This window comes from Burkholderia sp. FL-7-2-10-S1-D7 (genome assembly GCF_001524185.1).
Lineage (GTDB): Bacteria > Pseudomonadota > Gammaproteobacteria > Burkholderiales > Burkholderiaceae > Burkholderia > Burkholderia diffusa.
Genome location: NZ_LOWY01000022.1, coordinates 224,509 through 248,656, shown reverse-complemented (window position 1 = coordinate 248,656; position 24,148 = coordinate 224,509). Strand labels below are relative to the sequence as shown.

The 24,148-nt window shown below is 68.0% G+C and carries 24 protein-coding genes; 11 read left to right on the top strand and 13 right to left on the bottom strand.

Translation table 11 applies throughout. The features are described from left to right. Nucleotides 1-8: 8 nt before the first annotated feature. From WS75_RS11615 to WS75_RS11600, 4 genes are all read right to left on the bottom strand, one after another. Nucleotides 9-653: a phosphatidylserine decarboxylase gene (locus tag WS75_RS11615; protein WP_059468119.1), complete on the bottom strand. Its 645-nt coding sequence runs from the start codon at nucleotides 651-653 to the stop codon at nucleotides 9-11. 127 nt (nucleotides 654-780) lie between these two features. Continuing rightward, nucleotides 781-1,797 carry a ketol-acid reductoisomerase gene (gene ilvC, locus WS75_RS11610; RefSeq protein ID WP_059533228.1) on the bottom strand — a complete coding sequence of 339 codons (1,017 nt, stop codon included), beginning with the start codon at nucleotides 1,795-1,797 and terminating at the stop codon, nucleotides 781-783. Between the two features lie 95 nt (nucleotides 1,798-1,892). Beyond that, the gene (gene ilvN, locus WS75_RS11605; RefSeq protein WP_034207977.1) at nucleotides 1,893-2,384 is read right to left on the bottom strand and encodes an acetolactate synthase small subunit; all 492 of its coding nucleotides are present in this window, start codon (nucleotides 2,382-2,384) and stop codon (nucleotides 1,893-1,895) included. 111 nt (nucleotides 2,385-2,495) lie between these two features. Next, on the bottom strand, nucleotides 2,496-4,259 hold the full coding sequence (locus WS75_RS11600) for an acetolactate synthase 3 catalytic subunit (protein ID WP_059680588.1): 1,764 nt from the start codon (nucleotides 4,257-4,259) through the stop codon (nucleotides 2,496-2,498). Between the two features lie 353 nt (nucleotides 4,260-4,612). Here WS75_RS11600 and WS75_RS11595 point away from each other — a divergent pair, with 353 nt between their 5' ends. From WS75_RS11595 to WS75_RS11545, 11 genes are all read left to right on the top strand, one after another. Next, the gene (locus WS75_RS11595; protein ID WP_059468121.1) at nucleotides 4,613-5,176 is read left to right on the top strand and encodes an RNA polymerase sigma factor; all 564 of its coding nucleotides are present in this window, start codon (nucleotides 4,613-4,615) and stop codon (nucleotides 5,174-5,176) included. Next, nucleotides 5,173-5,598, top strand: a complete 426-nt coding sequence (locus tag WS75_RS11590) for a DUF3619 family protein (protein WP_059680587.1) — start codon at nucleotides 5,173-5,175, stop codon at nucleotides 5,596-5,598. The genes WS75_RS11595 and WS75_RS11590 overlap by 4 nt, the downstream gene beginning before the upstream one ends. A 26-nt stretch (nucleotides 5,599-5,624) precedes the next feature. Next, nucleotides 5,625-6,386, top strand: a complete 762-nt coding sequence (locus tag WS75_RS11585) for a DUF3106 domain-containing protein (protein ID WP_059680586.1) — start codon at nucleotides 5,625-5,627, stop codon at nucleotides 6,384-6,386. Nucleotides 6,387-6,464: 78 nt separating this feature from the next. Next, the gene (locus WS75_RS11580; RefSeq protein ID WP_373558503.1) at nucleotides 6,465-6,905 is read left to right on the top strand and encodes an RDD family protein; all 441 of its coding nucleotides are present in this window, start codon (nucleotides 6,465-6,467) and stop codon (nucleotides 6,903-6,905) included. A gap of 262 nt (nucleotides 6,906-7,167) precedes the next feature. Next, nucleotides 7,168-8,106 (top strand): UDP-2,3-diacylglucosamine diphosphatase, encoded by a 939-nt coding sequence (locus tag WS75_RS11575; RefSeq protein ID WP_059680584.1) that lies wholly within the window; start codon nucleotides 7,168-7,170, stop codon nucleotides 8,104-8,106. A 31-nt stretch (nucleotides 8,107-8,137) separates the two neighbouring features. Then, complete coding sequence (locus tag WS75_RS11570) at nucleotides 8,138-9,172, top strand: glycosyltransferase family 4 protein (RefSeq protein ID WP_059680583.1); 1,035 nt, start codon at nucleotides 8,138-8,140, stop codon at nucleotides 9,170-9,172. Continuing rightward, a complete protein-coding gene (locus WS75_RS11565) occupies nucleotides 9,169-9,705 on the top strand; it encodes a diacylglycerol kinase (RefSeq protein ID WP_059680582.1) in 537 nt (178 codons plus the stop codon). Before WS75_RS11570 ends, WS75_RS11565 begins: the two co-directional genes overlap by 4 nt. Before the next feature lie 192 nt (nucleotides 9,706-9,897). Continuing rightward, nucleotides 9,898-10,653, top strand: a complete 756-nt coding sequence (locus WS75_RS11560) for a TetR/AcrR family transcriptional regulator (RefSeq protein WP_059680581.1) — start codon at nucleotides 9,898-9,900, stop codon at nucleotides 10,651-10,653. Then, entirely contained in the window at nucleotides 10,650-11,231 is a 582-nt protein-coding gene (locus WS75_RS11555) for a TIGR00730 family Rossman fold protein (protein ID WP_059680580.1), read from the top strand. Before WS75_RS11560 ends, WS75_RS11555 begins: the two co-directional genes overlap by 4 nt. A gap of 22 nt (nucleotides 11,232-11,253) precedes the next feature. Next, nucleotides 11,254-12,018 carry an SDR family oxidoreductase gene (locus tag WS75_RS11550; protein ID WP_059680579.1) on the top strand — a complete coding sequence of 255 codons (765 nt, stop codon included), beginning with the start codon at nucleotides 11,254-11,256 and terminating at the stop codon, nucleotides 12,016-12,018. 229 nt (nucleotides 12,019-12,247) lie between these two features. Beyond that, nucleotides 12,248-14,143 (top strand): ArnT family glycosyltransferase, encoded by a 1,896-nt coding sequence (locus WS75_RS11545; RefSeq protein WP_059680638.1) that lies wholly within the window; start codon nucleotides 12,248-12,250, stop codon nucleotides 14,141-14,143. A 101-nt stretch (nucleotides 14,144-14,244) separates the two neighbouring features. Here the strand turns inward: WS75_RS11545 and WS75_RS11540 are convergent, their stop codons facing one another. The 9 genes from WS75_RS11540 to WS75_RS11500 form a co-directional block, all read right to left on the bottom strand. Then, nucleotides 14,245-14,862: a DUF924 family protein gene (locus WS75_RS11540; RefSeq protein WP_059680578.1), complete on the bottom strand. Its 618-nt coding sequence runs from the start codon at nucleotides 14,860-14,862 to the stop codon at nucleotides 14,245-14,247. After that, nucleotides 14,859-15,590, bottom strand: coding sequence for an alanyl-tRNA editing protein (locus WS75_RS11535; protein ID WP_059680577.1), 732 nt, complete (start codon nucleotides 15,588-15,590; stop codon nucleotides 14,859-14,861). Before WS75_RS11535 ends, WS75_RS11540 begins: the two co-directional genes overlap by 4 nt. 103 nt (nucleotides 15,591-15,693) lie before the next feature. Then, complete coding sequence (locus WS75_RS11530) at nucleotides 15,694-16,104, bottom strand: group II truncated hemoglobin (RefSeq protein ID WP_059533253.1); 411 nt, start codon at nucleotides 16,102-16,104, stop codon at nucleotides 15,694-15,696. A 42-nt stretch (nucleotides 16,105-16,146) separates the two neighbouring features. Then, nucleotides 16,147-18,651, bottom strand: a complete 2,505-nt coding sequence (locus tag WS75_RS11525; protein ID WP_059680637.1) for an ABC transporter permease — start codon at nucleotides 18,649-18,651, stop codon at nucleotides 16,147-16,149. Between the two features lie 107 nt (nucleotides 18,652-18,758). Next, nucleotides 18,759-19,376, bottom strand: coding sequence for a DUF4126 domain-containing protein (locus tag WS75_RS11520; RefSeq protein WP_059600405.1), 618 nt, complete (start codon nucleotides 19,374-19,376; stop codon nucleotides 18,759-18,761). 223 nt (nucleotides 19,377-19,599) lie between these two features. After that, on the bottom strand, nucleotides 19,600-19,920 hold the full coding sequence (gene sugE, locus WS75_RS11515; RefSeq protein ID WP_059533257.1) for a quaternary ammonium compound efflux SMR transporter SugE: 321 nt from the start codon (nucleotides 19,918-19,920) through the stop codon (nucleotides 19,600-19,602). 178 nt (nucleotides 19,921-20,098) lie between these two features. After that, nucleotides 20,099-20,383, bottom strand: coding sequence for a putative hemolysin (locus tag WS75_RS11510; RefSeq protein ID WP_059680636.1), 285 nt, complete (start codon nucleotides 20,381-20,383; stop codon nucleotides 20,099-20,101). Between the two features lie 157 nt (nucleotides 20,384-20,540). Beyond that, entirely contained in the window at nucleotides 20,541-21,239 is a 699-nt protein-coding gene (kdpE, locus tag WS75_RS11505; RefSeq protein ID WP_059680576.1) for a two-component system response regulator KdpE, read from the bottom strand. Beyond that, entirely contained in the window at nucleotides 21,232-24,075 is a 2,844-nt protein-coding gene (locus WS75_RS11500; protein WP_059680575.1) for a DUF4118 domain-containing protein, read from the bottom strand. Before WS75_RS11500 ends, kdpE begins: the two co-directional genes overlap by 8 nt. Nucleotides 24,076-24,148: the final 73 nt, after the last annotated feature.

Sequence of the window (24,148 nt, the reverse complement as noted above, 5' to 3'; positions counted from 1 at the left end):
CCCGCCGCTTACTGTTCGAGCTCGGCGAGGATCGTCGACGACGCGTAGACCTTCTCGCCGATCGACACCTTCGCGCGGCTGCCGAGCGGCAGATACACGTCGACGCGCGAACCGAAGCGGATGAAGCCGTAGCGCTGACCGCGCGACAGCGGCTCGCCGGCACGCACGTAGCACAGGATCCGGCGGGCGACGAGGCCTGCGATCTGCACGGCGGTGACGGTCTTGCCGCTCGCCGTCTGGATCACGACCGCATTGCGCTCGTTCTCGGTCGACGCCTTGTCGATCGCCGCGTTCAGGAACGCGCCCGGGAAGTATTCGACCTTGGTGACCGCGCCGTCGACCGGCGAACGCTGCGAATGGACGTTGAAGACATTCATGAACACGCTGATCTTCAGCGCTTCGCGATTCGCGTACGGATCCTGGGTGGTCTCAACCGCGACGATGCGGCCGTCCGCCGGGCACAGCACCGCGTTCGGCTGCGCCGGGATCGGGCGCTGCGGATCGCGGAAGAACTGGACGACGAAGACGAGCAGCAGCCAGAACGGCCACGCGAAGCCGAAGCCCCCGACGGCGTGGATCAACAACGCGATGACGGCTGCAATCGCGATGAACGGCCAGCCTTCGCGCGCGATGATCGGATGAGGATAGTTCATGGGTTCGTTCGGTGTTCGGTGAATTGCAAAGCCCGTAGGATAGCAAAAGCCGCCCGGGGCACTGCTGCCTTCGGACGGCTTTTTGATACCGACCCTCCACTCGAAGGGCCGGAACAGCACGTGGTGCTTAGTTCTTCGTCTGGTCGACGAGCTTGTTCTTCGCGATCCACGGCATCATCGCGCGCAGCTTCGAGCCGACCTGCTCGATCTGGTGCTCGGCCGTCAGGCGGCGGCGCGACTGCAGCGTCGGCGCACCTGCCTTGTTCTCGAGAATGAAGCTCTTCGCGTATTCGCCCGTCTGGATGTCGGTCAGGCACTGCTTCATCGCCTTCTTCGTCTCTTCCGTGACGACGCGCGGGCCCGTCACATACTCGCCGTACTCGGCGTTGTTCGAGATCGAGTAGTTCATGTTCGCGATGCCGCCTTCGTAGATCAGGTCGACGATCAGCTTCAGTTCGTGCAGGCACTCGAAGTACGCCATTTCCGGCGCGTAGCCTGCTTCGACCAGCGTCTCGAAGCCTGCCTTGATCAGCTCGACGGTACCGCCGCACAGCACGGCCTGCTCGCCGAACAGGTCGGTTTCGGTCTCTTCACGGAAGTTCGTCTCGATGATGCCGGCACGGCCGCCGCCGTTCGCTGCCGCATACGACAGCGCGATGTCGCGTGCCGCGCCCGACTTGTTCTGCGCAACCGCGATCAGGTGCGGCACGCCGCCGCCTTGCGAGTACGTGCCGCGCACGGTGTGGCCCGGAGCCTTCGGCGCGATCATGATCACGTCGAGGTCGGCGCGCGGGATCACCTGGCCGTAGTGGACGTTGAAGCCGTGTGCGAACGCCAGTGCGGCGCCCTGCTTGATGTTTGCGTGCACTTCCTTCGCGTACACGTCGGCGATCTGCTCGTCCGGCAGCAGCATCATGACGACGTCCGCGCCCTTCACCGCTTCCGCGACTTCCTTGACCGACAGGCCTGCATTTTCGGCCTTGCTCCACGACGCGCCGCCCTTGCGAAGGCCGACCGTCACGTTCACGCCGCTGTCCTTCAGGTTCAGTGCGTGTGCATGGCCTTGCGAGCCGTAGCCGATGATCGTGACTTGCTTGCCCTTGATGAGGGAGAGGTCAGCGTCTTTATCGTAGAAAACGTTCATGATGGTTCCTTCGCCAATTCAAAAATTCAACAATTCGTTCAAATGGAGTACTGCGGGCCGGGACATGACGGCGCACCCGGCGTGCCTGTCTGGCATCACACCTTCAGGATGCGCTCGCCGCGTCCGATGCCGGAGCTGCCGGTGCGCACGGTCTCTAGGATCGCGGTCGCGTCCAGCCCCTGGATGAATGCGTCGAGCTTGTCGCTCGCGCCCGTCAATTCGATCGTGTAGGTCTTTTCGGTCACGTCGATGATGCGGCCGCGGAAAATATCCGACATCCGCTTCATTTCTTCGCGCTCCTTGCCCACTGCTCGTACCTTGATCAGCATCAGCTCGCGTTCGATGTGTGCACCGTCGGTCAGGTCCACCACTTTCACCACCTCGATCAGGCGGTTCAGATGCTTCGTGATCTGTTCGATCACGTCGTCAGAGCCAATGGAAACGATGGTCAGCCGCGACAGCGATTGGTCTTCGGTCGGCGCCACCGTCAAGGTTTCGATGTTGTAGCCGCGTGCGGAAAACAGACCGACCACGCGCGACAGCGCGCCCGGTTCGTTTTCCAGCAGGACGGAAATGATGTGTCTCATGTTCGCTTCTTCCAGAATGTGTCCGTGTCGATTCACTCGCGCCGCGCGCCGCCCGGTGCCGCACCGCCCTTCGTGAAGGCGGCCGCCTCGGACCCGACGCGCGTCGCGCCGTTACAGATCTTCCGATCCGAGCAGCATCTCGGTGATGCCCTTGCCGGCCTGTACCATCGGCCAGACGTTTTCGGTCGGATCGGTCTGGAAGTCGAGAAACACGGTGCGGTCCTTCAGGCGCAGCGCTTCCTTCAGCGCCGGCTCCACATCCGAGGTCTTTTCGATCCGCATGCCGACATGGCCGTACGCTTCGGCGAGCTTCACGAAATCGGGCAGCGCATCCATGTACGAATGCGAATAGCGCTTGCTGTATTCGATCTGCTGCCACTGGCGGACCATGCCGAGATAGCGGTTGTTCAGCGAAATGATCTTCACGGGCGTGTCGTACTGCAGGCAGGTCGACAGTTCCTGGATGCACATCTGGATCGAGCCTTCGCCCGTGATGCACAGCACGTCGTCGTCCGGGTGCGCCATCTTGACGCCCATCGCTGCCGGCAGGCCGAAGCCCATCGTGCCGAGGCCGCCGGAGTTGATCCAGCGACGCGGCTTGTTGAAACGGTAGAACTGCGCGGCCCACATCTGGTGCTGACCGACGTCCGAGCACACGAACGCATTGCCGTCCGTCAGCTCCCACGCCTTCTCCACCACGTACTGCGGCTTGATGATCTCGCTTTCGCGGTCGTACTTCAGGCAGTCCTTCGCGCGCCAGCCCTCGATGTCCTTCCACCATTGCGCGAGCGCCTCGGTGTCGGGGCCATGCTCGGCCGTTTGAAGTTGCTCGATCAGCTCCTTCAGCACTTCCTTCACGTCGCCGACGATCGGGATGTCGACCTTCACGCGCTTCGAGATCGACGACGGGTCGATGTCGATGTGGATGATCTTGCGCGGACGCGACGCGAAGTGCGCCGGATCGCCGATCACGCGGTCGTCGAAGCGGGCGCCGATCGCGATCAGCACGTCGCAGTGCTGCATCGCCATGTTCGCTTCGTACGTGCCGTGCATGCCGAGCATGCCGAGGAATTTCTTGTCCGATGCGCGATAGCCGCCGAGGCCCATCAGCGTGTTCGTGACCGGGTAGCCGAGCAGGTCGGCGAACTGGTTCAGTTCGCGCGACGCGTCAGCGAGGATGATGCCGCCGCCCGTGTAGATATAGGGACGCTTCGCCGACAGCAACAGCGACACGGCCTTGCGGATCTGGCCCGAATGGCCCTTCGTGACGGGGTTGTACGAGCGCAGCGACACGCTCTTGACCGGCTCGTACTGGCACGGCGTCTTCGAGATGTCCTTCGGGATGTCGATCAGCACCGGGCCCGGACGGCCGGTGCGGGCGATGTAGAACGCCTTCTTGACGGTTTCCGCGAGGTCGCGCACGTCCTTCACGAGGAAGTTGTGCTTCACGCAGGGACGCGTGATGCCGACCGTATCGCATTCCTGGAACGCGTCCTGGCCGATCGCGGCAGTCGGCACCTGGCCGCTGATCACGACCATCGGGATCGAATCCATGTAGGCCGTTGCAATGCCGGTCACCGCATTGGTGACACCGGGGCCGGACGTCACGAGACAGACGCCGACGTTGCCGGTGGAACGCGCATACGCATCGGCTGCGTGCACGGCCGCCTGTTCGTGGCGCACCAGCACGTGCTGAATCTTGTCCTGCTTGTAAAGCTCGTCGTAGATGTAGAGTACCGAGCCGCCGGGATAGCCCCAGATGAATTCGACGTTCTCGTCGGCCAGTGCCTTCATGAGCACGGTGGCGCCGATGGAGTCGCTATCGGGAGGGGAAAGGGGTTCCGACGTGGAGAATTCCGCGCTGGGCATGTTCATTTTGACCTTTCGAATTTTCGGCAAAAAATTGATCGGGTGCTCTCTGCCGGGCTTGTGGCTCGGGTTCAAGCGGCGCGTCCAGTTTGAAGGGCGGGCTTCTTGGGCCAGCCTCAAAAGAGACCATCACTTCATGTTGCGAATCGTTGACGATAGCGGGTCATGATTGGGTCGTCAAGCAAAATATCCCGCAGCGCATCATGCGCCCCGCCCGGCGGCCCGCGGACGCTGCTCGCGCGCAACGTACCGAGCCGTCACCGGTGCCAAGTCGCGCGAAAATTTGTTAGCATCCGCGGGTTTTACGAAATTTTTTCGACCTTTCACACGCCGCAGTCCGCAGCGCATACCTTTACGGAATGGCATCAGACAAGGAACTCGCCGACTTTCTGGCGGGCGTCGAAAGGCGCGCGTTCAAGCAGGCTGCGTACGCCGTGCGCGACGACGATGCGTCGCTCGACATCGTGCAGGACGCGATGATCAAGCTGGCGGAGAAGTACGGCGACCGGCCGGCGGCCGAACTGCCGCTGCTGTTCCAGCGGATCCTGCAGAATGCGATCCATGACTGGTTCCGCCGGCAAAAGGTCCGCAATACCTGGGTCACGCTCTTTTCGTCGCTCAACAATACGGACGACGAGGACTTCGATCCGCTGGAAACGCTCGAGTCCGCGGACGACAACGCGGGCGTCGAGAGCACCGAGCATCGCCTCGAGCGGGAGCAGGTTCTGGCCCTGATCGACGAAGAAATCCAGAAACTTCCGACGCGTCAACGGGAAGCGTTCCTGATGCGTTATTGGGAAGATATGGATGTCGCCGAGACTGCCGCCGCAATGGGGTGCTCCGAAGGCAGCGTCAAGACGCACTGCTCGCGAGCCACCCACACCCTGGCGCAAGCGCTCAAGGCCAAAGGAATCACGCTATGAGCTCCGCTCCCGTAAATCGAGAACACGAATTCGCGCTGAAGGTCCGCCGCGCGCTGGACGAACGTGCCGCGGCGCTGCCTGCCGCGACCACTGACCGTCTGGCCGCCGCGCGCCGGGCCGCGCTCGCGCGCAAGAAGCCGGAAGCCGCGACCGCGCCGGTGTTCGTGCCCGCCTTCGCCGGTGCCGCCGCCGCATACGGCACGCCGCCCGCGAGTCGCCCGCAGACGTCGTTCGCGCGCCGCCTGCTGCGCGCCTGGCCGCTCGCGCTGCTGCTCGCGGGGCTCGTCGGCATCGCGTACTGGGAAGACATGCAGCGCACCGCCGAACTCGCCGACATCGACGCGGCGATGCTCAGCGACGACCTGCCGCTCAACGCGTATCTCGATCACGGGTTCAACGCGTATCTTTCGCACGCACGCTAACAGAGAATAACGAGGGGATCGCACGGGTGAATCAGAAACGCGGCCTGGCCGTATTTTTCGGATGCGTGATCGCGATCGCCGTTTCCTACGTCGCCACCTATTCCCGATTCAACCCGCCCGCCGCGACGGTCTCCGCCGCGGCCAGCAGTGCGCCCGCGCCGACCTCGGCCGCCGCCGGGCTGACCACCGAACTCGCACCGCTGCCCCTGCCGCTGCCGGCCGCCAACGGCCCGCTGTCGTGGGCGCGCCTGACGCCTGCGCAACGCTCGGCACTCGCGCCGTTCGCCGACCAGTGGGACGGCTTCAGCGACGCTCGCAAGCGCAAATGGCTGAAGATCGCATCACGTTTCGCGAAATTGACGCCCGATGAGCAGAAGCACCTGCAGGACAGGATGTCCGAGTGGGCGCGGATGACGCCCGAGCAGCGCCGCGTCGCGCGTGAGAATTACCAGAGCGCGAAGGAGCTGTCCGCTCAGGCGCGCGAGCGTGCGTGGAAGGCTTACCAGCAACTTCCCGAAGAACAGAAACAGCGCCTGGCCGCGACCGAGCGCCGCCGCCGACCGAGCGTCGTCAGTGCGCCGCCGTCGGTCGCCGACCGCGATGTGCGCCGCCTCGTCAATTCGCACGAACACCCGGCGAGCAACCCCGCGGCGGCATCGGCGCCCGCTACGGCCGGCGCCGGCGCACCGCCCGTGGCGGCATCATCCACGTCCGGCACCGCACCCGCGCCTGCGACCGTCACGCCCGTGTCGCCGGCCGACGCGCCGTCGATGTTCAAGGGTTCCTGACCCGACGTGGCGAGCGCCCCCGCACCCCAGGCCCAGGCCGTCTTCGCCGTGCCGTCCGTGCGGCGGCGCCTCGCCGCGATGCTGTACGAAGCGGTGCTGCTGTTCGGCATCGTGTTCTTCGCCGGCCTCGCATTCGGCCTCGCGACGCAGCAGCGCAACGGCCTCGTTCACCACAACCTCCTCGCCGCGTGGATCGCGCTCGTCGTCGGCGCGTACTTCGTCTGGTTCTGGACCCACGGCGGCCAGACGCTGCCGATGAAGACCTGGCGGCTGCGGCTCGAATCGTCGAGCGGCCAGCCGCTGAACGCCGGCCATGCGCTCGTCCGCTACGCGCTCGGGTGGCTGTGGTTCTTGCCGCCGCTCGCGCTGCATCCGCTCCTCGGCCTGTCGGTGCCCGTTACGCTCGCGCTGGCTGCCGCGTGGGTCGTCGCATGGGCCGGCGCCGCCCGCCTGCACGCCGATCGTCAATTCCCGCATGACCGCATCGCCCGCACGCGCGTCGTCGCGATTCCGCGCTGACGCGCCGCGCGGTCCGCGCGAGCGCGACCGGTTCCGCGCGTCGGCGCATCCGTCAGACGAAACCCCTTGAAGGCGCCTTCGCGGCCCCCCGCTCGGCCTGCCCGATCATCGCAAAGGCGGTCGGTTCGGCAGATTACGCAACGCCGCCGCGTTCACTGCTAAACACGCCAGAACGACAGTAATAAGAACGTCTCGTGACTGTCACGGCATGGTCACGCCCGCATGGCGCAATGCCGGTAATGTCAACCGGCGCGAGTCATGCATGGGCCAGAAAACGTCCGCGACCTCCCTGTTCCGTCAACCCATCGGCGCCCGCGCCGTCACCGCATTCCTGTCCGGCTCGGCCGCAACCGATGCCCTTTCGTCGAACGAGCCGACGGCCGCGCACGCCAGGCAGCATGACGACCCCGAGCCGTCCACCCATCGCTACCGCACGATCTGGCTGTCCGACATCCATCTCGGCTCGAGCGGATGCCAGGCGCCGTACCTGCTCGACTTTCTCCGTCACAACGACTCGGAATACCTGTACCTCGTCGGCGACATCATCGACGGCTGGCAGCTGAAGAAGGGCTGGTACTGGCCGCAGGCGCACAACGACGTCGTGCAGAAGGTCCTGCGCAAGGCGCGCAAGGGCACGCAGGTGGTCTACATTCCGGGCAACCACGACGAAGGCGCGCGGCAGTTCTGCGACCTCGCGTTCGGTGACATCCAGGTGCGTGGCGAGGCGTTTCATACGACGCTCGCGGGCAAGCGCCTGTGGATTGTCCACGGCGACCTGTTCGACGGCGTGATCCAGCACGCGAAATGGCTCGCGTATCTCGGCGATACGCTCTACACGCTGATCCTCGTGCTGAACCGCTGGTTCAACCGGATCCGCGGCCGGCTGGGCTTCCAGTACTGGTCGCTGTCGCAGTACCTGAAGCATCAGGTGAAGAACGCGGTGAACTTCATCTCGCAGTTCGAGACAGTGATGACCGACGAAGCGCGCCGCCGTGGCTGCGACGGCGTCGTGTGCGGGCACATCCACAAGGCGGAGATCCGCGACATCGACGGCGTGCTGTACTGCAACGACGGCGACTGGGTCGAAAGCCTGTCCGCGCTCGTCGAAACGATGGAAGGCGAACTGAAGATCATCTACTGGACGGCGATGCGCACCGCGCCGTCCGTTGCCCCGTCGCGCAAGGCCAAGGCCACCGCCTGACACAACATCCACTTACAGGACACATGCCGCGATGAAGATCATGATCGTCACCGACGCGTGGGAACCGCAGGTCAACGGCGTCGTGCGCACGCTGAAGAGCACCTCCCGCGAACTCACCGCGCTCGGCCACCGGGTCGAAATGCTGACGCCGCTGGAATTCCGCACCGTGCCCTGCCCGACCTACCCCGAGATCCGCCTGTCGATTCTGCCGTACCGCAAGCTGCGCGCCCGGATCGATGCGTTCGCGCCCGACGCGCTGCACATCGCGACCGAAGGCCCGCTCGGCCTCGCCGCGCGACGCTACGCGCGCTCGCGCAAGCTGCCGTACACGACCGCGTATCACACGCGCTTTCCTGAATACGTGCAGGCGCGCTTCGGCATTCCGCTGTCGGCGACCTACAAGTTCCTGCACTGGTTCCACGGGCCGTCGCTCGCGGTGATGGCGCCGACCCCGGTCGTGAAGCAGGACCTCGAGAAGTTCGGCTTCACGAACGTCGTGCTGTGGACGCGCGGCGTCGACCTCGACATCTTCCGGCCGATGGAGTCGAAGGTGCTCAATACCGCGCGGCCGATCTTCCTGTACGTGGGCCGCGTCGCGATCGAGAAGAACGTCGAGGCATTCCTGCGCCTCGACCTGCCCGGCTCGAAGTGGGTCGCGGGCGAAGGTCCGGCGCTCGCCGAGCTGAAATCGCGCTATCCGGAAGCGAACTATCTCGGCGTCCTGTCGCAAGCCGAGCTCGCCAAGGTGTATGCTGCGGCCGACGTGTTCGTGTTCCCGAGTCGCACCGACACGTTCGGCCTCGTGCTGCTGGAGGCGCTCGCATGTGGCACGCCGGTCGCCGCGTACCCGGTCACGGGCCCGATCGACGTGCTCGGCGGGGGCGATGCTGGCGCGATGCACGAAGACCTGCAGGAAGCCTGCCTCGAGGCGCTCAAGATCGAACGCGAGACTGCCCGCGCATGGGCCGAGCGCTTTTCGTGGCGCGCGGCGTCCGAGCAGTTCGCGTCGCATCTGAAGCCGCTGCCGAAGACTGCGTACTCGCCCGCCGAAGGTGCCGCCGTTTGAAACGAGACCTGAACGACAAGACCCCGCCCCCTGCCACGACGGCGCAACCACATCGTCCGTTCGACGAAGAAGAGCCGCACGCCGACGCGGACGTGCACCCGCACGAACCGCTCGGCCCCGACGATCGGCTCGCGCCGCTGCCGCCGAACCCGTACAAGCGCCACCGCGGCATCACGCGAGCGTGGTACGCGCTCAAGCATTCGCTGAACGGGTTTCGCGTCGCGATCCGCGAGGAGAGCGCGTTTCGCCAGGAACTCACGCTCGCCGCGGTGATGCTGCCGATCGGTGCGTTCTCGCCAGTCCCCGCCGCATCGCGCGCGCTGCTGATCGCGTCGGTACTGCTCGTGCTGATCGTCGAGCTGCTGAACTCGAGCGTCGAGGCCGCGATCGATCGCATCTCGCTCGAGCGCCATGAATTGTCGAAGCGCGCGAAGGATCTCGGCAGCGCGGCGGTCACGGTCGCGCTGTTCGCATGCGTGACGACGTGGGGCTTCGTGCTCGGCCCGGTGATCGCACGCTGGCTCGGCTTCTAGCCGGACCCGCGGCGCCGCCTGCGTGCGGCGCTGCACCATGCGCCGCACGCATCGCGATCACGAAATGCGCCCGTTGTAAGGAAACAGCGGTTTATAATCGTCCGCTAGACTTAGAACAGCAACCCGCGCCGGACGAATCTCGCAGCATCGATTGCAGCGCCCGCCAGTCCGGCACACACAGGGCCGGACGACATGGAAGCGAAACCTCCCCGCCGCACCCGCGAACGGATTCTCGAGTTGTCGTTGAAACTCTTCAACGAGATCGGCGAGCCGAACGTCACGACCACGACGATCGCCGAGGAAATGGAAATCAGTCCAGGCAACCTGTACTACCATTTCCGCAACAAGGACGACATCATCAACAGCATCTTCGCGCAGTTCGAGCAGCAGATCGAACGGCGGCTGCGCTTTCCCGAAGATCACCGTCCGACGATCGACGAAACCTGGTCGTACCTGCAGTACATGGCCGACTTCATGTGGACCTACCGGTTCCTGTATCGCGACCTCAACGACCTGCTCGCGCGTAACCGCACGCTCGAGACACACTTCAAGCAGATCATCAGCCACAAGGTACGCTTCGCGCACGACATGTGCGAGCTGCTCGTGTCCGACGCCGAAATGGTCGCGACGCCCGCCGAGATCGAGGTCATCGCCACCAACATGGCCGTGATCTCGACGTACTGGCTGTCGTATCAGTACGTGATGCACCCGCGCAAATACAACGACCAGGACGCGATCCGCGAAGAGCTGCACCAGGTGAGCATGCACGTGATCTCGGTCATGGCCCCGTACCTGCGCGGCCGTTCGCGCCAGCTGTTCGACGATCTCGTCTCCGGCAAGCTGCCCAAGCGCCAGTTCACCGACTACCTGCCGCCGCGCGACGGTTCGCCGCGCCCGGCGGGCAGCCCGGTCACCGCCAAGCCCGCCGCGAAGGATACGAAACAATGAAGGCAGTCTGTGTTTACTGCGGCTCGTCGTCCGGCGTGCGGCCCGTCTATGCGGACGCCGCGCGCGCGTTCGGCCGCGCGCTCGTCGATGCGGGCCTCACGCTCGTGTACGGCGGCGGCCGCGTCGGCCTGATGGGCGTGATCGCCGATGAAGTGATGGCGGCCGGCGGCCATGCGGTCGGCGTGATCCCCGAGTTGCTGGTCGACAAGGAAGTCGGCCATACCGGGCTGTCCGAGCTGCACGTCGTGCCCGACATGCACCACCGCAAGAAGATGATGGCCGACCTCGCGGATGCGTTCGTCGCGATGCCCGGCGGCGCCGGCACGCTCGAGGAATTCTTCGAGGTCTATACGTGGGCGCAGCTCGGCTATCACAGCAAGCCCGTCGCGCTGTACAACATCGATTCGTTCTACGATCCGCTGATCGCGCTGCTGCGCCATACGGTCGACGAAGGCTTCATGCGCCCGACCTACTTCGACGCGTTGTGCATCGACGCCGAGCCGGTCGCGCTGATCGAACAGCTGCGCCGCTACCAGCCGCCCGTCCGCGACAAGTGGGCGCCGGACGCGGCCAAGTAACGTTGATCGGGAGCCGCACGCGATGCCCGCACCGTCGTCCGAGCGCAAGGCCGTCCTCATCACCGGCGCGAGCCGCGGCATCGGCCGCGCGACCGCCGTGCTCGCGGCCGAGCGCGGCTGGGACGTCGGCATCAACTACGCACGCGACGCGGCGGCAGCCGAACTGACCGCGCAAGCCGTTCGCGACGCCGGCGCACGCGCGTGCGTCGTCGCCGGCGACGTCGCAAACGAAGCGGACGTCATCGCGATGTTCGACACCGTGGCGGCGGCATTCGGTCGCCTCGACGCGCTCGTCAACAATGCAGGGATCGTCGCGCCGTCGATGCCGCTCGCCGACATGCCGGTCGACCGGCTGCGGCGGATGTTCGATACCAACGTGCTCGGCGCCTACCTGTGCGCGCGCGAAGCCGCGCGCCGGCTGTCCACCGATCGCGGCGGGCACGGCGGCGCGATCGTCAACGTGTCGTCGATCGCATCGCGGCTCGGTTCGCCGAACGAGTACGTCGACTACGCGGGCTCGAAGGGCGCGGTCGATTCGCTCACGATCGGCCTCGCGAAGGAACTCGGGCCGCACGGCGTGCGCGTCAACGCGGTGCGCCCCGGCCTGATCGAGACGGATATCCATGCGAGCGGCGGCCAGCCGGGCCGCGCGGCACGCCTCGGCGCGCAGACCCCGCTCGGCCGTGCCGGCGAGGCGCAAGAGATCGCGGAAGCGATCGTCTGGCTGCTCGGCGACACGGCGTCATACACCACGGGCGCGCTGCTCGACGTCGGCGGCGGCCGATAATCGCGCCCCAAAAGCCGGAAAAACGGGCCGGATGAAGCGGTCCGTGGTCACGACACCACAAATCTCCACAATATCGTAACCCTTTCAGTAAACATCCGTAACAGTTCCGTGCTTTACTAGCGCCAAGCCAAAAACAGCCGGTCATCCGGTTGTCATCTCGCCTTGATGCGAACCTTACTGGGTCCGGCCCATGTCGCCGGACCAGCTTGACCCGACCGAGATCTTTTCCATGCCAGGAACCGCAGCGCCCGGCCGGCGACGCACGTCCGTGCCCGCTTCGGCCACGCACGCCCGATTAGCCGCCGACCCCGACCTCAGCGCGACACTCCATGCCGCCGGCACGCCTGCCGTGGCCGGCACCGCCGCGACGGACGCCGCCCGCGATCGCGTCCTCGGGCTCGGCTGGCGCGTCTGGCTGCTGGTTGCCGCGCTGGTCTGCGCGTACACGCTGCCGGGCGTGCTCGGCCACGATCCGTGGAAGCAGGACGAAACCTATACGTTCGGCATCATCCAGCACATGCTCGAGACGGGCGACTTCGTCGTGCCGACCAACGCCGGCCAGCCGTTCATGGAAAAGCCGCCGCTTTACGCGTGGGTCGCGACGAGCCTCGCGTGGCTGCTGCAGCGGGTGATGCCGCTGCACGACGCGGCACGGCTCGCAAGCGCGCTGTTCGCAGCGCTCGCGTTCGGCTTCATCGCACGTGCGGCACGCAGCGCCAGCCGGGCCGACAGCTGGCTCGACCTGCGCGTGATCGGCCCCGTCGTGCTGAGCGCGAGCACGCTCGTCGTCGTCAAGCACGTGCACGACATGATGACGGACGTCGCGCTGTTCGCGGGCACCGCGATGGGCTTCTGTGGCCTGCTCGAGCTCGTGATGCAGCACGTCGCGCGCGCGCGCCAGATGCGGCATGGGCTGCCGGTGCGGCCGTCCGGCCGCTGGGCCGCGCCGATCTTCGGCGCGGGCGTCGGCATCGCGCTGATGGCAAAGGGCCTGTTCGTGCCGCTCGTGTTCGCGGCCACGCTCACGGGCGCGCTGGCGCTCTACCCTGCCTGCCGTACACGTGCGTTCGCGCGCTCGCTCGGCGTCGCCGCGCTCGTGTTCGCACCGTTCGCGCTCATTTGGCCGACCGCGCTGTTCCTGCGTTCCGAGACGCTGTTCATGTCCTGGTTCTGGGACAACAACGTCGGCCGCTTCTTCGGTTTCTCGGTGCCGGAACTCGGCGCGGAAAACGACAAGCCGTTCTTCATCCTGCGTGCGTTCCTGCTGCTCGGCTTCCCGGTCGCGCCGCTCGCGATCGTCGCACTGGCACGCGGCGCATGGCGCGAGTGGCGCACGCCGCGCATCGCGCTGCCCGTGCTGTTCGCCGGGATTGGTCTCGCGGTGCTGCAAGTGTCCGCGACCTCGCGCCAGCTCTACATCCTGCCGTTCTTCGCGCCGCTCGCGCTGGTTGCCGCGCAGGCGATCGAGCGCCTGCCGCGCGGGCTGCATCTGGCATGGGATTACCTGAGCCGCCTGCTGTTCGGCACCGTCGTCGCGCTCGCGTGGGGGATCTGGGCAGCGATGGCCGATCCGGGCACATCGCGTGCAGGCCTCGCGCCGCTCGGCCGATGGCTGCCGCTCGACTGGACGATGCCGATCGTGCCCGGGCTCGTGGTCGGCGCGCTCGTGCTGACGGCCGGCTGGCTATGGCTGCTGCCGAAGCTGCGCACGACCGGCCTCTGGCGCGGCGCGCTGTCGTGGGGCGCGGGTGCGCTGGTTGCGTGGGGCCTCGTGTATACGCTGTTGCTGCCGTGGCTCGACGTCGCGAAGAGTTACCGGTCGGTGTTCGACGACCTGAACGCGCATATCGCCCTCGAATGGAGCGACGGCGACTGCATGGCGAGCCTGCACGGGCTCGGGGAATCGGAAGCGCCGATGCTGTATTACTTCTCCGGTATCCAGCACACGCCGATCGACGACGCGAAGACGACACGCTGCACGTGGATGATCGTCCAGGGCGTGCGGGCAGTCGATCCGGCGCCGGGCAGCGACTGGAAACTGTTCTGGACGGGCGCTCGCCCGGGCGACGACGAGGAACTGCTGCGCGTCTACGTGCGCACTCCCGAAGAGCACGAAACGCAGTAATGCAAGACGGCGCCGCGAAACGGCGCCGTCGTCATTTCCGGAAGGCCACGCAAGCGGCGCTCAAGCGCGCTTTCACGCCCGCCGCCCCACCGCCCCGCACGTCAGAACGACGAGCCCGGCTCGCGCAGGAATGCCGTCTCCGCATCGGTCGACGCACGGCCGAGAATCGCGTTCCGGTGCGGGAAACGACCGAAGCGTTCGACCACGGCCGCATGACGCAACGCGAAGTGGTGATAGCTCTCGCACCCGGCCTCGCCGCGAATGCCCGCGCACAGGCGCACTGCCTCGCGCTGGCTCTCGTCCGACTCGTCATGTTCGAACGGCAGGTACGCAAAGGCGCGATGATGGCCGCTCGGCAATTGCGCGTCCCACCCGGCCGCGACGACGCGCCGCGCGAGCGCCAGCGCCTTCGGATCGGCGGCGAACGCACGCGGCGTGCCGCGATGAATGTTGCGCGAGAACTGGTCGAGCACCACGATCAGCGCGAGCGCGCCGAGCGGCGTGTCGGCCCAGCGATCGTGGGCGCCGTCGCACGCGGCGTCGAGCAAGGCGCCGTAGCGCGTCCGCAGTACGTCGTCGAACGCCGCACCACCGTTGAACCACACCTTGCGCGCGTGGCCGAACTCGACCGAACCCGGCTCGCCGAACCAGAAATCGAGAATCTCGCGCGCTTGCGGATCGAGCGCCGCGGCACTGTCCGTCAGGTTTTCGACCGTCATGCAAACTCCAGTACGAGGCGCCGTGTCCGCGCGCTCTTCTTTTCGAGTTTGGCGACCCGCAGGTCGCCGATTTCCGACGTATTGCGCACATGCGTGCCGCCGCACGGCTGCAGATCGACGCCTTCGATGCGCAGCAGCCGCACGCGGCCCAGCCCCATCGGCGGCTTCACGCTCATCGTGCGCACGAGGTCGGGCCGCTCGGCCATCTCGGCGTCGGTGATCCATTCGGTGGTGACTGCATGCGCGCCGTGGACCAGCGCCGCAAGACGGCGCTCGACGTCGACGCGGTCGATCGCGTCCGACGTCGCGAAATCGAGCCGCACGTAGTCGGCGGTCACGCTGCAGCCGTCGACCGGGTACGGCAGCACCGCGCACATCAGGTGCGCGGCCGTATGCAGCCGCATGTGCCGGTAGCGGCGCAGCCAGTCGATGTCCGCGACCACGCGCGCGCCGGGAGCAAGCGCCGCGACGCGCGCTTCCTGGCCCTTCGCGGGCACGTGCACGGCATCGTCGGGCGTTGCGCCGTCGAACTTCGCCTTGCGCGTGTCGGCGATCGTGATCGCGCTGCCGTCGGGCAGCGTCAGCGTCCCGCTGTCGCCGGCCTGCCCGCCGCCAAGCGGATAGAACACGGTGCGGTCGAGGCGGATGCCGTCATCGTCGACGGCCGCGACGACGGCCTCGCATTGCGTCAGATAGGCATCTTCACGAAACAGTGCGTGGGTCGTCATCGGGCGAGCCTCGTATCGATGGGGAAGCGGTCAGTGTCGCGCCGCACGGGCGAGGCGCCCAGACGCAGATCGTCCGGCGGACGGACAGCGGCGTACCGGTCGATCAACCGGGCCGGTTACGCATCCAGTCGGCCGTGTCGTAGAACGAATGCATGAGCCGTTCGCGCAGCGGCTCGGCCAGCCCGATGTCCTCCATCGCCCACGCCATGCAGCGCAGCCACTGATCGCGCTCGACCGACGCGATCGGGAACGGCAGATGCCGCGCGCGCAGCCGCGGATGCCCGAACCGGCTGATGTAGTGATCGGGGCCGCCAAGCCAGCCGCACAGGAACCAGAACAGCTTGTCGCGCGAGCCGTCGAGCGACGCCGGATGCAGCGCGCGAATCTCCGCGAACTCGGGCTCGAGGTCCATCAGGTCGTAAAAGCGGTCCACCATTTCGCGCACGCGGGCTTCGCCGCCCACGAGCTCGAACGCCGTCGGTTGCGACGGCGCCTCATCATTCACATCGGTCATACGGATAATCGGAAACGGGATAGTCGGGGCCGCCGGCGACGCTCAGGCGTCGCGCAGCGACTGCAGCGCCGGGCGCCGCAACACATTATGCAGGCTCAGCCAGCCGGCCGCACCGGCGCACGCGACGCCGGCCGCGATGCCGGCCGGCACGAGCCACGGATCGACGGCGAGCCGGAAGTCGAACACGCGCGACGCGAGCACCCAGCCGACCGCGATCGCACCGGCCGACGCCAGCGCGCCGGCCAGCGCGCCGACGACGATGAATTCCGCGCGCTGCACGGCATTGATTTGCGCGCGCGACGCGCCGAGCGCGCGCAGCAGCGCAGCCTCGCGCACGCGCTCGTCGCGCGAGCCGGCGAGCGCCGTGTACAGCACGAGCACACCCGCCGCGAGCGTGAACGCAAACAGGAACTGCACCGCGCCGACCACCTGCAGCATCATCCGCTGCAGCTGAGCGAGGATCGGTGCAACGTCGATCGCGGTCAGGTTCGGATAGCGCGCGATCAGCGGATCGAGCAGCGCCGCCTGCTCGGCCGGCAGGTGGAAGCTCGTCAGGTAGACGGCCGGGAAATCCTTCAGCACGGGCGGCGGCATCAGCACGAAAAAGTTGACGCGGAACGAGCCCCAGTCGAGCTTGCGCACGCTGGTGATCGGCGCATCGACCGTCAGCCCCGTCACGTCGAAGCGCAGCGTGTCGCCCGGCTTCACGTTCAGCATCTTCGCGAGCCCGGCCTCGATCGAGATCTGCGGGCTGGCCGAGCGGCCGAACCAGTCGCCGGCGACGATCCGGTTGTCCGACGGCAGCTCGGTCGTATACGACAGGTTGAACTCGCGGTCGACGAGCCGGCGCGCCTCGTCCGACGGATACGCGTCCGGGTTCACCGGCTTGCCGTTGATCGCGACGAGCCGGCCGCGCACCATCGGCGCGGGCACCGCGTCGCGTACGCCGTGCGCGGCGAGCCATGCCGCGACGTCGTCGCGCTGGTCGGGCTGGATGTCGATCAGGAACTGGTTCGGCGCATCGGGCGGCGTCGACTGCCGCCAGCCGGCGACGAGGTCGTTGCGCGTGATCGCGATCAGCAGCAGGCACATCAGGCCCAGCGCGAGCGCGGTGATCTGCAGCGCGCTGGCCGTGCCGCGCCGGTGCAGCGACGCGAGCGCATAGCGCCAGCCGACGCCCGCTGCCACGCGCGCATCGCGCACCGCGCGCGCCGCCGCGTACAGCGCGAGGCGCGCGATCAGCGAGAAGCCGACCAAGGCGCCCGCGAACCCGCCCGCGACGATCAGCCCGAGCTTCAGGTTGCCTGCCGCGACGATCAGCAGCCCCGCGAACAGCACGACGCCGAGCGCGTACAGGGCCCAGGCCGTGCGCGACGCATCGCCCCAGTCACGCCGCAGCACGCGCACCGGCGGCACGCGGGTCAGCGGTGCAAGCGGCGGCAGCGCGAAGCCGAGCAGCAGCACGAGCGCGGCGCCGATCCCGACGAGCGCAGGCCAAGGCGTGGGCGGCGGCAGCACGACGTCGATCAGGCTGCCGAGCGCCGCGAGGAGCGCCCAGTGGCCGGCGTAGCCGAGCACCGCGCCGGCGACGCCCGAGACGATGCCGATGCCGGCGAATTCGAGCGCGAACAGCGCGCCGAGCGTGCGGCGGCTCACGCCGAGGCAGCGCATCGTCGCGCAGCCGTCCAGATGGCGCCGCATGTAGCGCTGCGCGGCCATCGCGATCGCGACCGCCGCGAGCAGCGCGGTGAGGAGCGCGACGAGCGTCAGGAAATGGCGCGCGCGATCGAGCGTCTGGCGCACCTGCGGCTGGCCTTCCTGCAACGATTCGAGACCGACGCCGCGCAGCTTGCCGGCGTCGACGCGCGCGTGCGCGTAGGCCTCGAAGCGCGCGACGGCCGGTGTGTCGCCGGCCACGAGCAGCCGATACGTGACGCGGCTGCCGTAACCGGTGAGCCCCGTCGCGGCAAGCTCGTCCGCGCGCATCATCAGCCGCGGCGAGAAATTGACGAACGAGAAACCGCGATCGAGTTCGCGGGCGATCGACGCGGCCACCGTGAACGTGCGCAGCCCGACACGCACGGTGTCCCCCGCCTTCAGATGCAATGCGTCGAGCAGCGAGGGATCGGCCCACACGGTACCGGGCGCGGGGATCGCGGTCGCCTTGTGCGCGGCGGTCGTGCCGGCCGGCACGATCTCGACCGCGCCGCGCAGCGGATACCCGGGCGACACGGCCTTCACGGCCGCGAGACGCGCCGGCGCCGCGTCGCTCGCCTGCCCGCCGGCGGCCGATGCGATCATGCTCGGAAAGATCGCGGTCGTCGCGGTACGCAGCCCGAGTGCGCGCGCCTCGCGGTCGAACGACGGATCGACGGGATGGTCGGCGCGCACGACGAAATCGGCGCCGAGCATCTGGCGCGCATCGCGCTCGAGCCCCTGGCGCAGCCGGTCGGCGAGGAAGCCGACGCTCGTCAGCGCGGCGACCGCGAGCACCAGCGCCAGCACGAGCAGCGTCAGTTCTCCGGCGCGCCAGTCGCGCGCGGTCATCCGCGCGGCCTGGCGAATCAGGTCGTGCCAGCCGAATCGGCCGACATGGCCGGGCCGCCCGGCCGGCGACGGGTCAGCGTACTGCCGCTCGACGGGTGACGGCGCCTTCAATCGCGCTTGCCCCCGATCGAGTTGAGCCGCGACACCATGTGGTTCGCCATCCCGCGAAAGCCGCCCGACACGCCGCGCCACAGACGCGGCAGCGCCCAAGCCGACGCCGCGATGAACGCCGCGAGCAGGACGAGGAACGCGAGCGGAACGAAGAACGCGAGTGCGAGGCCGCCGAACACGAGGCCGTCCTCGGTGGACGACGCGACCCAGTTCGAGATCGGCTCGGGAGACAGGTTAATCAGCGCGCGCGTGCCGGCCTTCGCGACGTGGGCGGCACCGGCGAGCGAACCGCCGGCCAGTCCGGCGACCGCGAGCACGGTCGGGTCGGCATGGCCGAGCGCACCAGCGGCCAGCACCGCGCCGGCCGGAATGCGGATGAAGGTGTGCACCGCGTCCCACAGCGAATCGAACGCGGGAATCTTGTCGGCAAGGAATTCGGTGACGGCGAGTACGGCGGCGGCGCCGATGACCCACGGCGACATCAGGACCGCGAGCGTGTCCGGCAGATGGAGCCAACCGACCCGCGCGAGCACGCCGGCGATCAGCACCGTCAGGTAAAGGCGCAGCCCGCTCGCCCACGCGAGCCCCGCGCCGAGCGAAATGGCTTCGATCATGGGCCTCCCCTTGCACTTTTCCGTGCGCTTTGCCGATTGATCGGATCGAGTCGGTACGACCGGCCGCGCGGCGCGTGGCGACCGGCGCCGCGTGCCGCGAGCGGCACGGCGACATTCAGGCCCGAATGCGTTCCATTATAGACAGGCTGGCAGGAGGGCCGCCGCAATTCCGCAGTGCGTCACGGCCGGGCGCGCACGCCGGCCGGCGCCCGGCGCGTCGGCGTCAGGCAGCCGACGACAGCTTCAGGCCGACCAGCCCGAGCACGATCAGCGACGCGCTCGCGACGCGGGCGGCGGTGAGCGCCTCGCCCATCATCACGATCCCGAACACGAACGCGCCGACCGCGCCGATGCCCGTCCACACCGCATACGCAGTGCCGAGCGGCAACTGGCGCATCGCGACCGCGAGCAGCCCGAAGCTGGCGAGCGCCGTCACGATCGTAAACACCGACGGTCCGAGCTTCGTGAAGCCCTCGGACGATTTCATGCCGGCCGCCCAGGCCACTTCCAGCAAACCGGCAATCAACAACAATACCCACGCCATCTCGACGTACTCCGGATCGGATGGGGCCGTCCCCGTTGAAGCGAATGACCCGGGGCCGTCCCCGGGCGGCGCCGAGTATAACAAGACGCTTACGGGCATGCCGGATGCAGCGGCCCCGGGGCGCGAACGGGGGCGGGCCGGCGCATGGCGCGGCCACGCCCGCCCTGCCGTCCCGGTCTCAGTTCGACACGCGCTTGGCGCTGCCACCGCCGATGCAGCGGTCGTCGCGATACAACGCCCATTCGTCGCACACGCGGCCGTCCTTGAACACGCACATGCCGACCTGCCCGCTCGGCAGGTTGCGGATCACGTGGCGGCCGCCGAGCTTTTCGCAATTGACTGACGCGGGATTGGCAAGCGCCTGCTGCGGGGCCGAAGGCTGCTGCCCGGGCGGCAGCGGCTGCGCGAACGCGCCGGGCGCGGCAAGCACCAGCGCACTGATGACGACGAGACGGACGGACATGGCACCCTCCTCGGTTTCGTTCGCGGAACGATCAGCATAGCGGGGAAACCGTGGCCGGTGTGCGCGGCCGGCGCATGCGGCCGCAATGTCGCGCCGATGCAACTTCGCCGGCGTGCGGCCTTGCATTCGGGCCGCATCGCGCGGCGTGCCGCGGACGTCACGCAGCGCCGACGAGCCGGTAGCCGACGCCCGTTTCGGTAATGATGTGCTCGGGCTGCGCGGGATCGCGCTCGAGCTTCTGGCGCAGATGCGCCATGTAGATCCGCAGATAGTGATGGCTCTCGACGTGCGACGGCCCCCATACGTCGCGCAACAGTTGACGGTGCGTGAGCACGCGCCCCGCATGCCGCACGAGCGTCGCGAGCAGCCGGTATTCGAGCGGCGTCAGGTGCACGATCTCGCCGTCGCGCCACACCTGGCGCAGCGCGAGATCGACGGTCACGCCGCCGAAGGCCACCTTCGGCGATTCGTTCGCACCGCCCTGGTTGCGCCGGCGCAGTTGCGCACGGATCCGCGCGCGCAGCTCGGACACGCCGAACGGCTTGGTCAGGTAGTCATCTGCGCCCGCGTCGAGCGCGGCGACCTTCTCCTCCTCCTGCGTGCGCGCGGACAGCACGATCACCGGCACCTCGGACCAGCCGCGCAGCTCGCGGATCACGTCGAGGCCATCGGCGTCGGGCAGGCCGAGATCGACGATCACGAGATCGGGCTTGCGGGTCGCCGCGTCGATCAGCCCCTGCTTGCCCGTCTCTGCCTCGAACACGGCGATGTCCTCCTCTTCGAGCGCGGCGCGCACGAAGCGGCGGATCTGTTTCTCGTCCTCGATCAGGACGACGGTCAGGCTCGGTTCACTCATGGTCTGGCAATGGCTCGGAGGGGGACGATGCGGCGGGCACGTCGATTTCGTCGTCGGGTACGGCAGGCACGGCCGGCGGCGTGTCGACCGGCAGCGTGAACCAGAAGCGCGCGCCCGTCACGCGGCCGTCGGGCGCGGTACGGTTGAGCGCGCCGATTTTACCGCCATGCGCCTCGACGATCGCGCGGCAGATCGCGAGGCCGAGCCCGATGCCCGGCGTCGCCGACTCCTTCTCGCCGCGCGTGAACTTGTCGAAGATCCGCGTTTCCATGCCGGCCGGCAGGCCCGGGCCGTGATCGTCGACGTGCACGCGCACGAACGGCTGGCCGTCGTCGGTCAGGCGCTCGGCGCCGATGTCGATCGACGTATCGGGCGGCGTGTACTTCGCCGCGTTCTCGAACAGGTTGGTGAACAGCCGCTCCATCAGCACCGCGTCCATCTGCAGGAGCGGCAGGTCGGCCGGCAGCGACACGCGCACGGGATGCCGCGCGAGCACGCGCTTGCACGCGGCGAGCGCGGCGCCGACGGTTTCCTCGAGCAGCGACCACTGGCGCTTGAGCTGCAGGCTGCCGGCCTGCAGCCGCGCCATGTCGAGCAGGTTCGTGACGATGCCCGTCATCCGCAGCGCCTCGTCGTGGATCGCGTCGACGAGTTCGCCCTCGCGCTGCGCGAAACGTTCGGCTGCCGCCGCGTCGCCGCCCTGCGCGGCCGCGCGCCCGTTCGCGAGCATCGACGAGAAGCCGACGATCGTCGTGAGCGGCGTGCGCAGGTCGTGCGAGATCGCCGACAGCAGCGAGTTGCGCAGCCGCTCGGACTCCATGTTGACGAGCGCGTCGCGCGCGATCTCGACGTAGTGCACGCGCTCGAGCGCGAGCGCGATCTGCGCGGCGAACGCGTCGAGCATCCGCAGCTGCTCGGGCACCTCGAGCTCCCGCGGGTCGCGCGACGCGACCGCGAGCACGCCGCGCGTGCGCATCGGTGCCTTCAGCGGCAGGTATAGCGCGACGGTCGCGGGCAGCGTGTCGGTGCCGCGGCCGGCCGGCTTCTGCTGGTCGTACACCCACTGGCCGACGTCGCTGTCGAGATCGGCGCCCGTCAGCGTGACGGCCGCATCGGGCTCCTCGATCTTCTGCCGCACCTTGTCCGCGCTGTCGGGGAGCAGGAACGCCACGCGCGCGCGGAACACCTCGCCCACGTGGCGGCTGCCGATCTCGACGATCTGCTCGGTCGTCAACGCCGCGCCGAGCTCGCGCGCCATCGCGTAGATCGCGCCGGTGCGGCGCTCGCGGCGCTGCGCGATGCTCGCCTGGCGCGTCAGCGTCGACGTCAGGTGGCTGATCACGAGCGACGTCAGCAGCATCCCGAAGAAGGTCAGCAGGTACTGCGTGTCGCTGACCGAGAACGACATGCGCGGCGGCACGAAGAAGAAATCGAACGCGGCGACCGACAGGAACGACTGCAGCACGCCGGGGCCACGCCCGAGCCGCACGGCTGAGAACACGACGCCGAGCAGGTACAGCATCACGAGGTTCGTCAGGTCGAGCCGCTCGGACACGATGCTCGCGACGCCGGTGATCGCCGCGCAGATCGCGGCCGCGTACAGGTAGTGACGCGGCGGCGAACGCCGCATGCCGAATTGCGCGAACGCGTCGCGCCAGTCGCGTGCGCGCGCGTCGAGCGGCGCCGCGCTCACTTCGTCGCTCGCCGACGCGCGGATCAGCATCAGGTCGACGTCGCCCGCGCGCTCGGCGAGCTTTTCGCCGAATGGCCGCGCGAAGCGGCGCGCGAGCCCGACCTTCGGCGAGCCGCCCGCGACGAGCTTCGACACGTTGCGCACCTTCGCATAGCCGATCAGCGCGGCCACCGCGTCGTCGCCGGCGAGCGTGGCCGTCTCCGCGCCGAGCTCGACCGCCAGCTTCAGCGCGTCGAGCGTGCGCTGCCGCCGCGCGTCGGGCAGCCGCTGCAGGCGCGGCGTCTCCACGTAGACGGCGATCCAGTCGGCCTTCAGGCTCGCGGCGAGCCGCGCGGCCGCGCGCACGAGCGTCGGCGCCTCGGGGCCGGGCCCGACGCACACGAGCAGCCGCTCGCGCGCCTGCCAGATGCGCTGAATCGAACGGTCGGCGCGGTATTCGCGCATCTGCGCGTCGACACGGTCAGCCGTGCGCCGTAGCGCCAGTTCGCGCAGCGCGATCAGGTTGCCCTTGCGGAAGAAATTGCGCACCGCGCGCTCGGCCTGCTGCGCGAGATACACCTTGCCGTCGCGCATCCGCGCGAGCAGTTCCTCGGCCGGCAGGTCGACCAGCGTGACCTCGTCGGCCGCGTCGAACACGCGGTCTGGCACGGTTTCCCACACGCGGATGCCGGTGATCGCGCCGACCACGTCGTTCAGGCTTTCGAGATGCTGGACGTTGACGGTGGTGTACACGTCGATGCCCGCGTCGAGCAGTTCGTAGACGTCCTGCCAGCGCTTCAGGTGACGCGCGCCCTGCACGTTCGAATGCGCGAGTTCGTCGACGAGGATCAGTTGCGGCGCACGCGCGAGCGCGCCGTCGAGATCGAATTCGGCGAGCGTGCGGCCGCGATATTCGATGCGCGCGAGCGGCAGCACGTCGAGGCCGTCGAGCAGCGCGGCGGTCTCGCTGCGGCCGTGGGTCTCGACGATGCCGACGACGACGTCGACACCATCCTGCAGCCGCTGGCGCGCGGCCTGCAGCATCGCGTAGGTCTTGCCGACGCCGGCGGACGCACCGAAGAAGATCTTGAGCTGGCCGCGCCGCTGCTTTTCTTCGTCTCGCTGCAGCTTGTCGAGGAGTTGGTCGGGATCGGGGCGGTTCATGCGTCAGGGAGGCGGAGCGCGGAATAGCGAACGAGTACCGTCATTGTTGTTCCAAATCGCCGCAAAAGGCAAA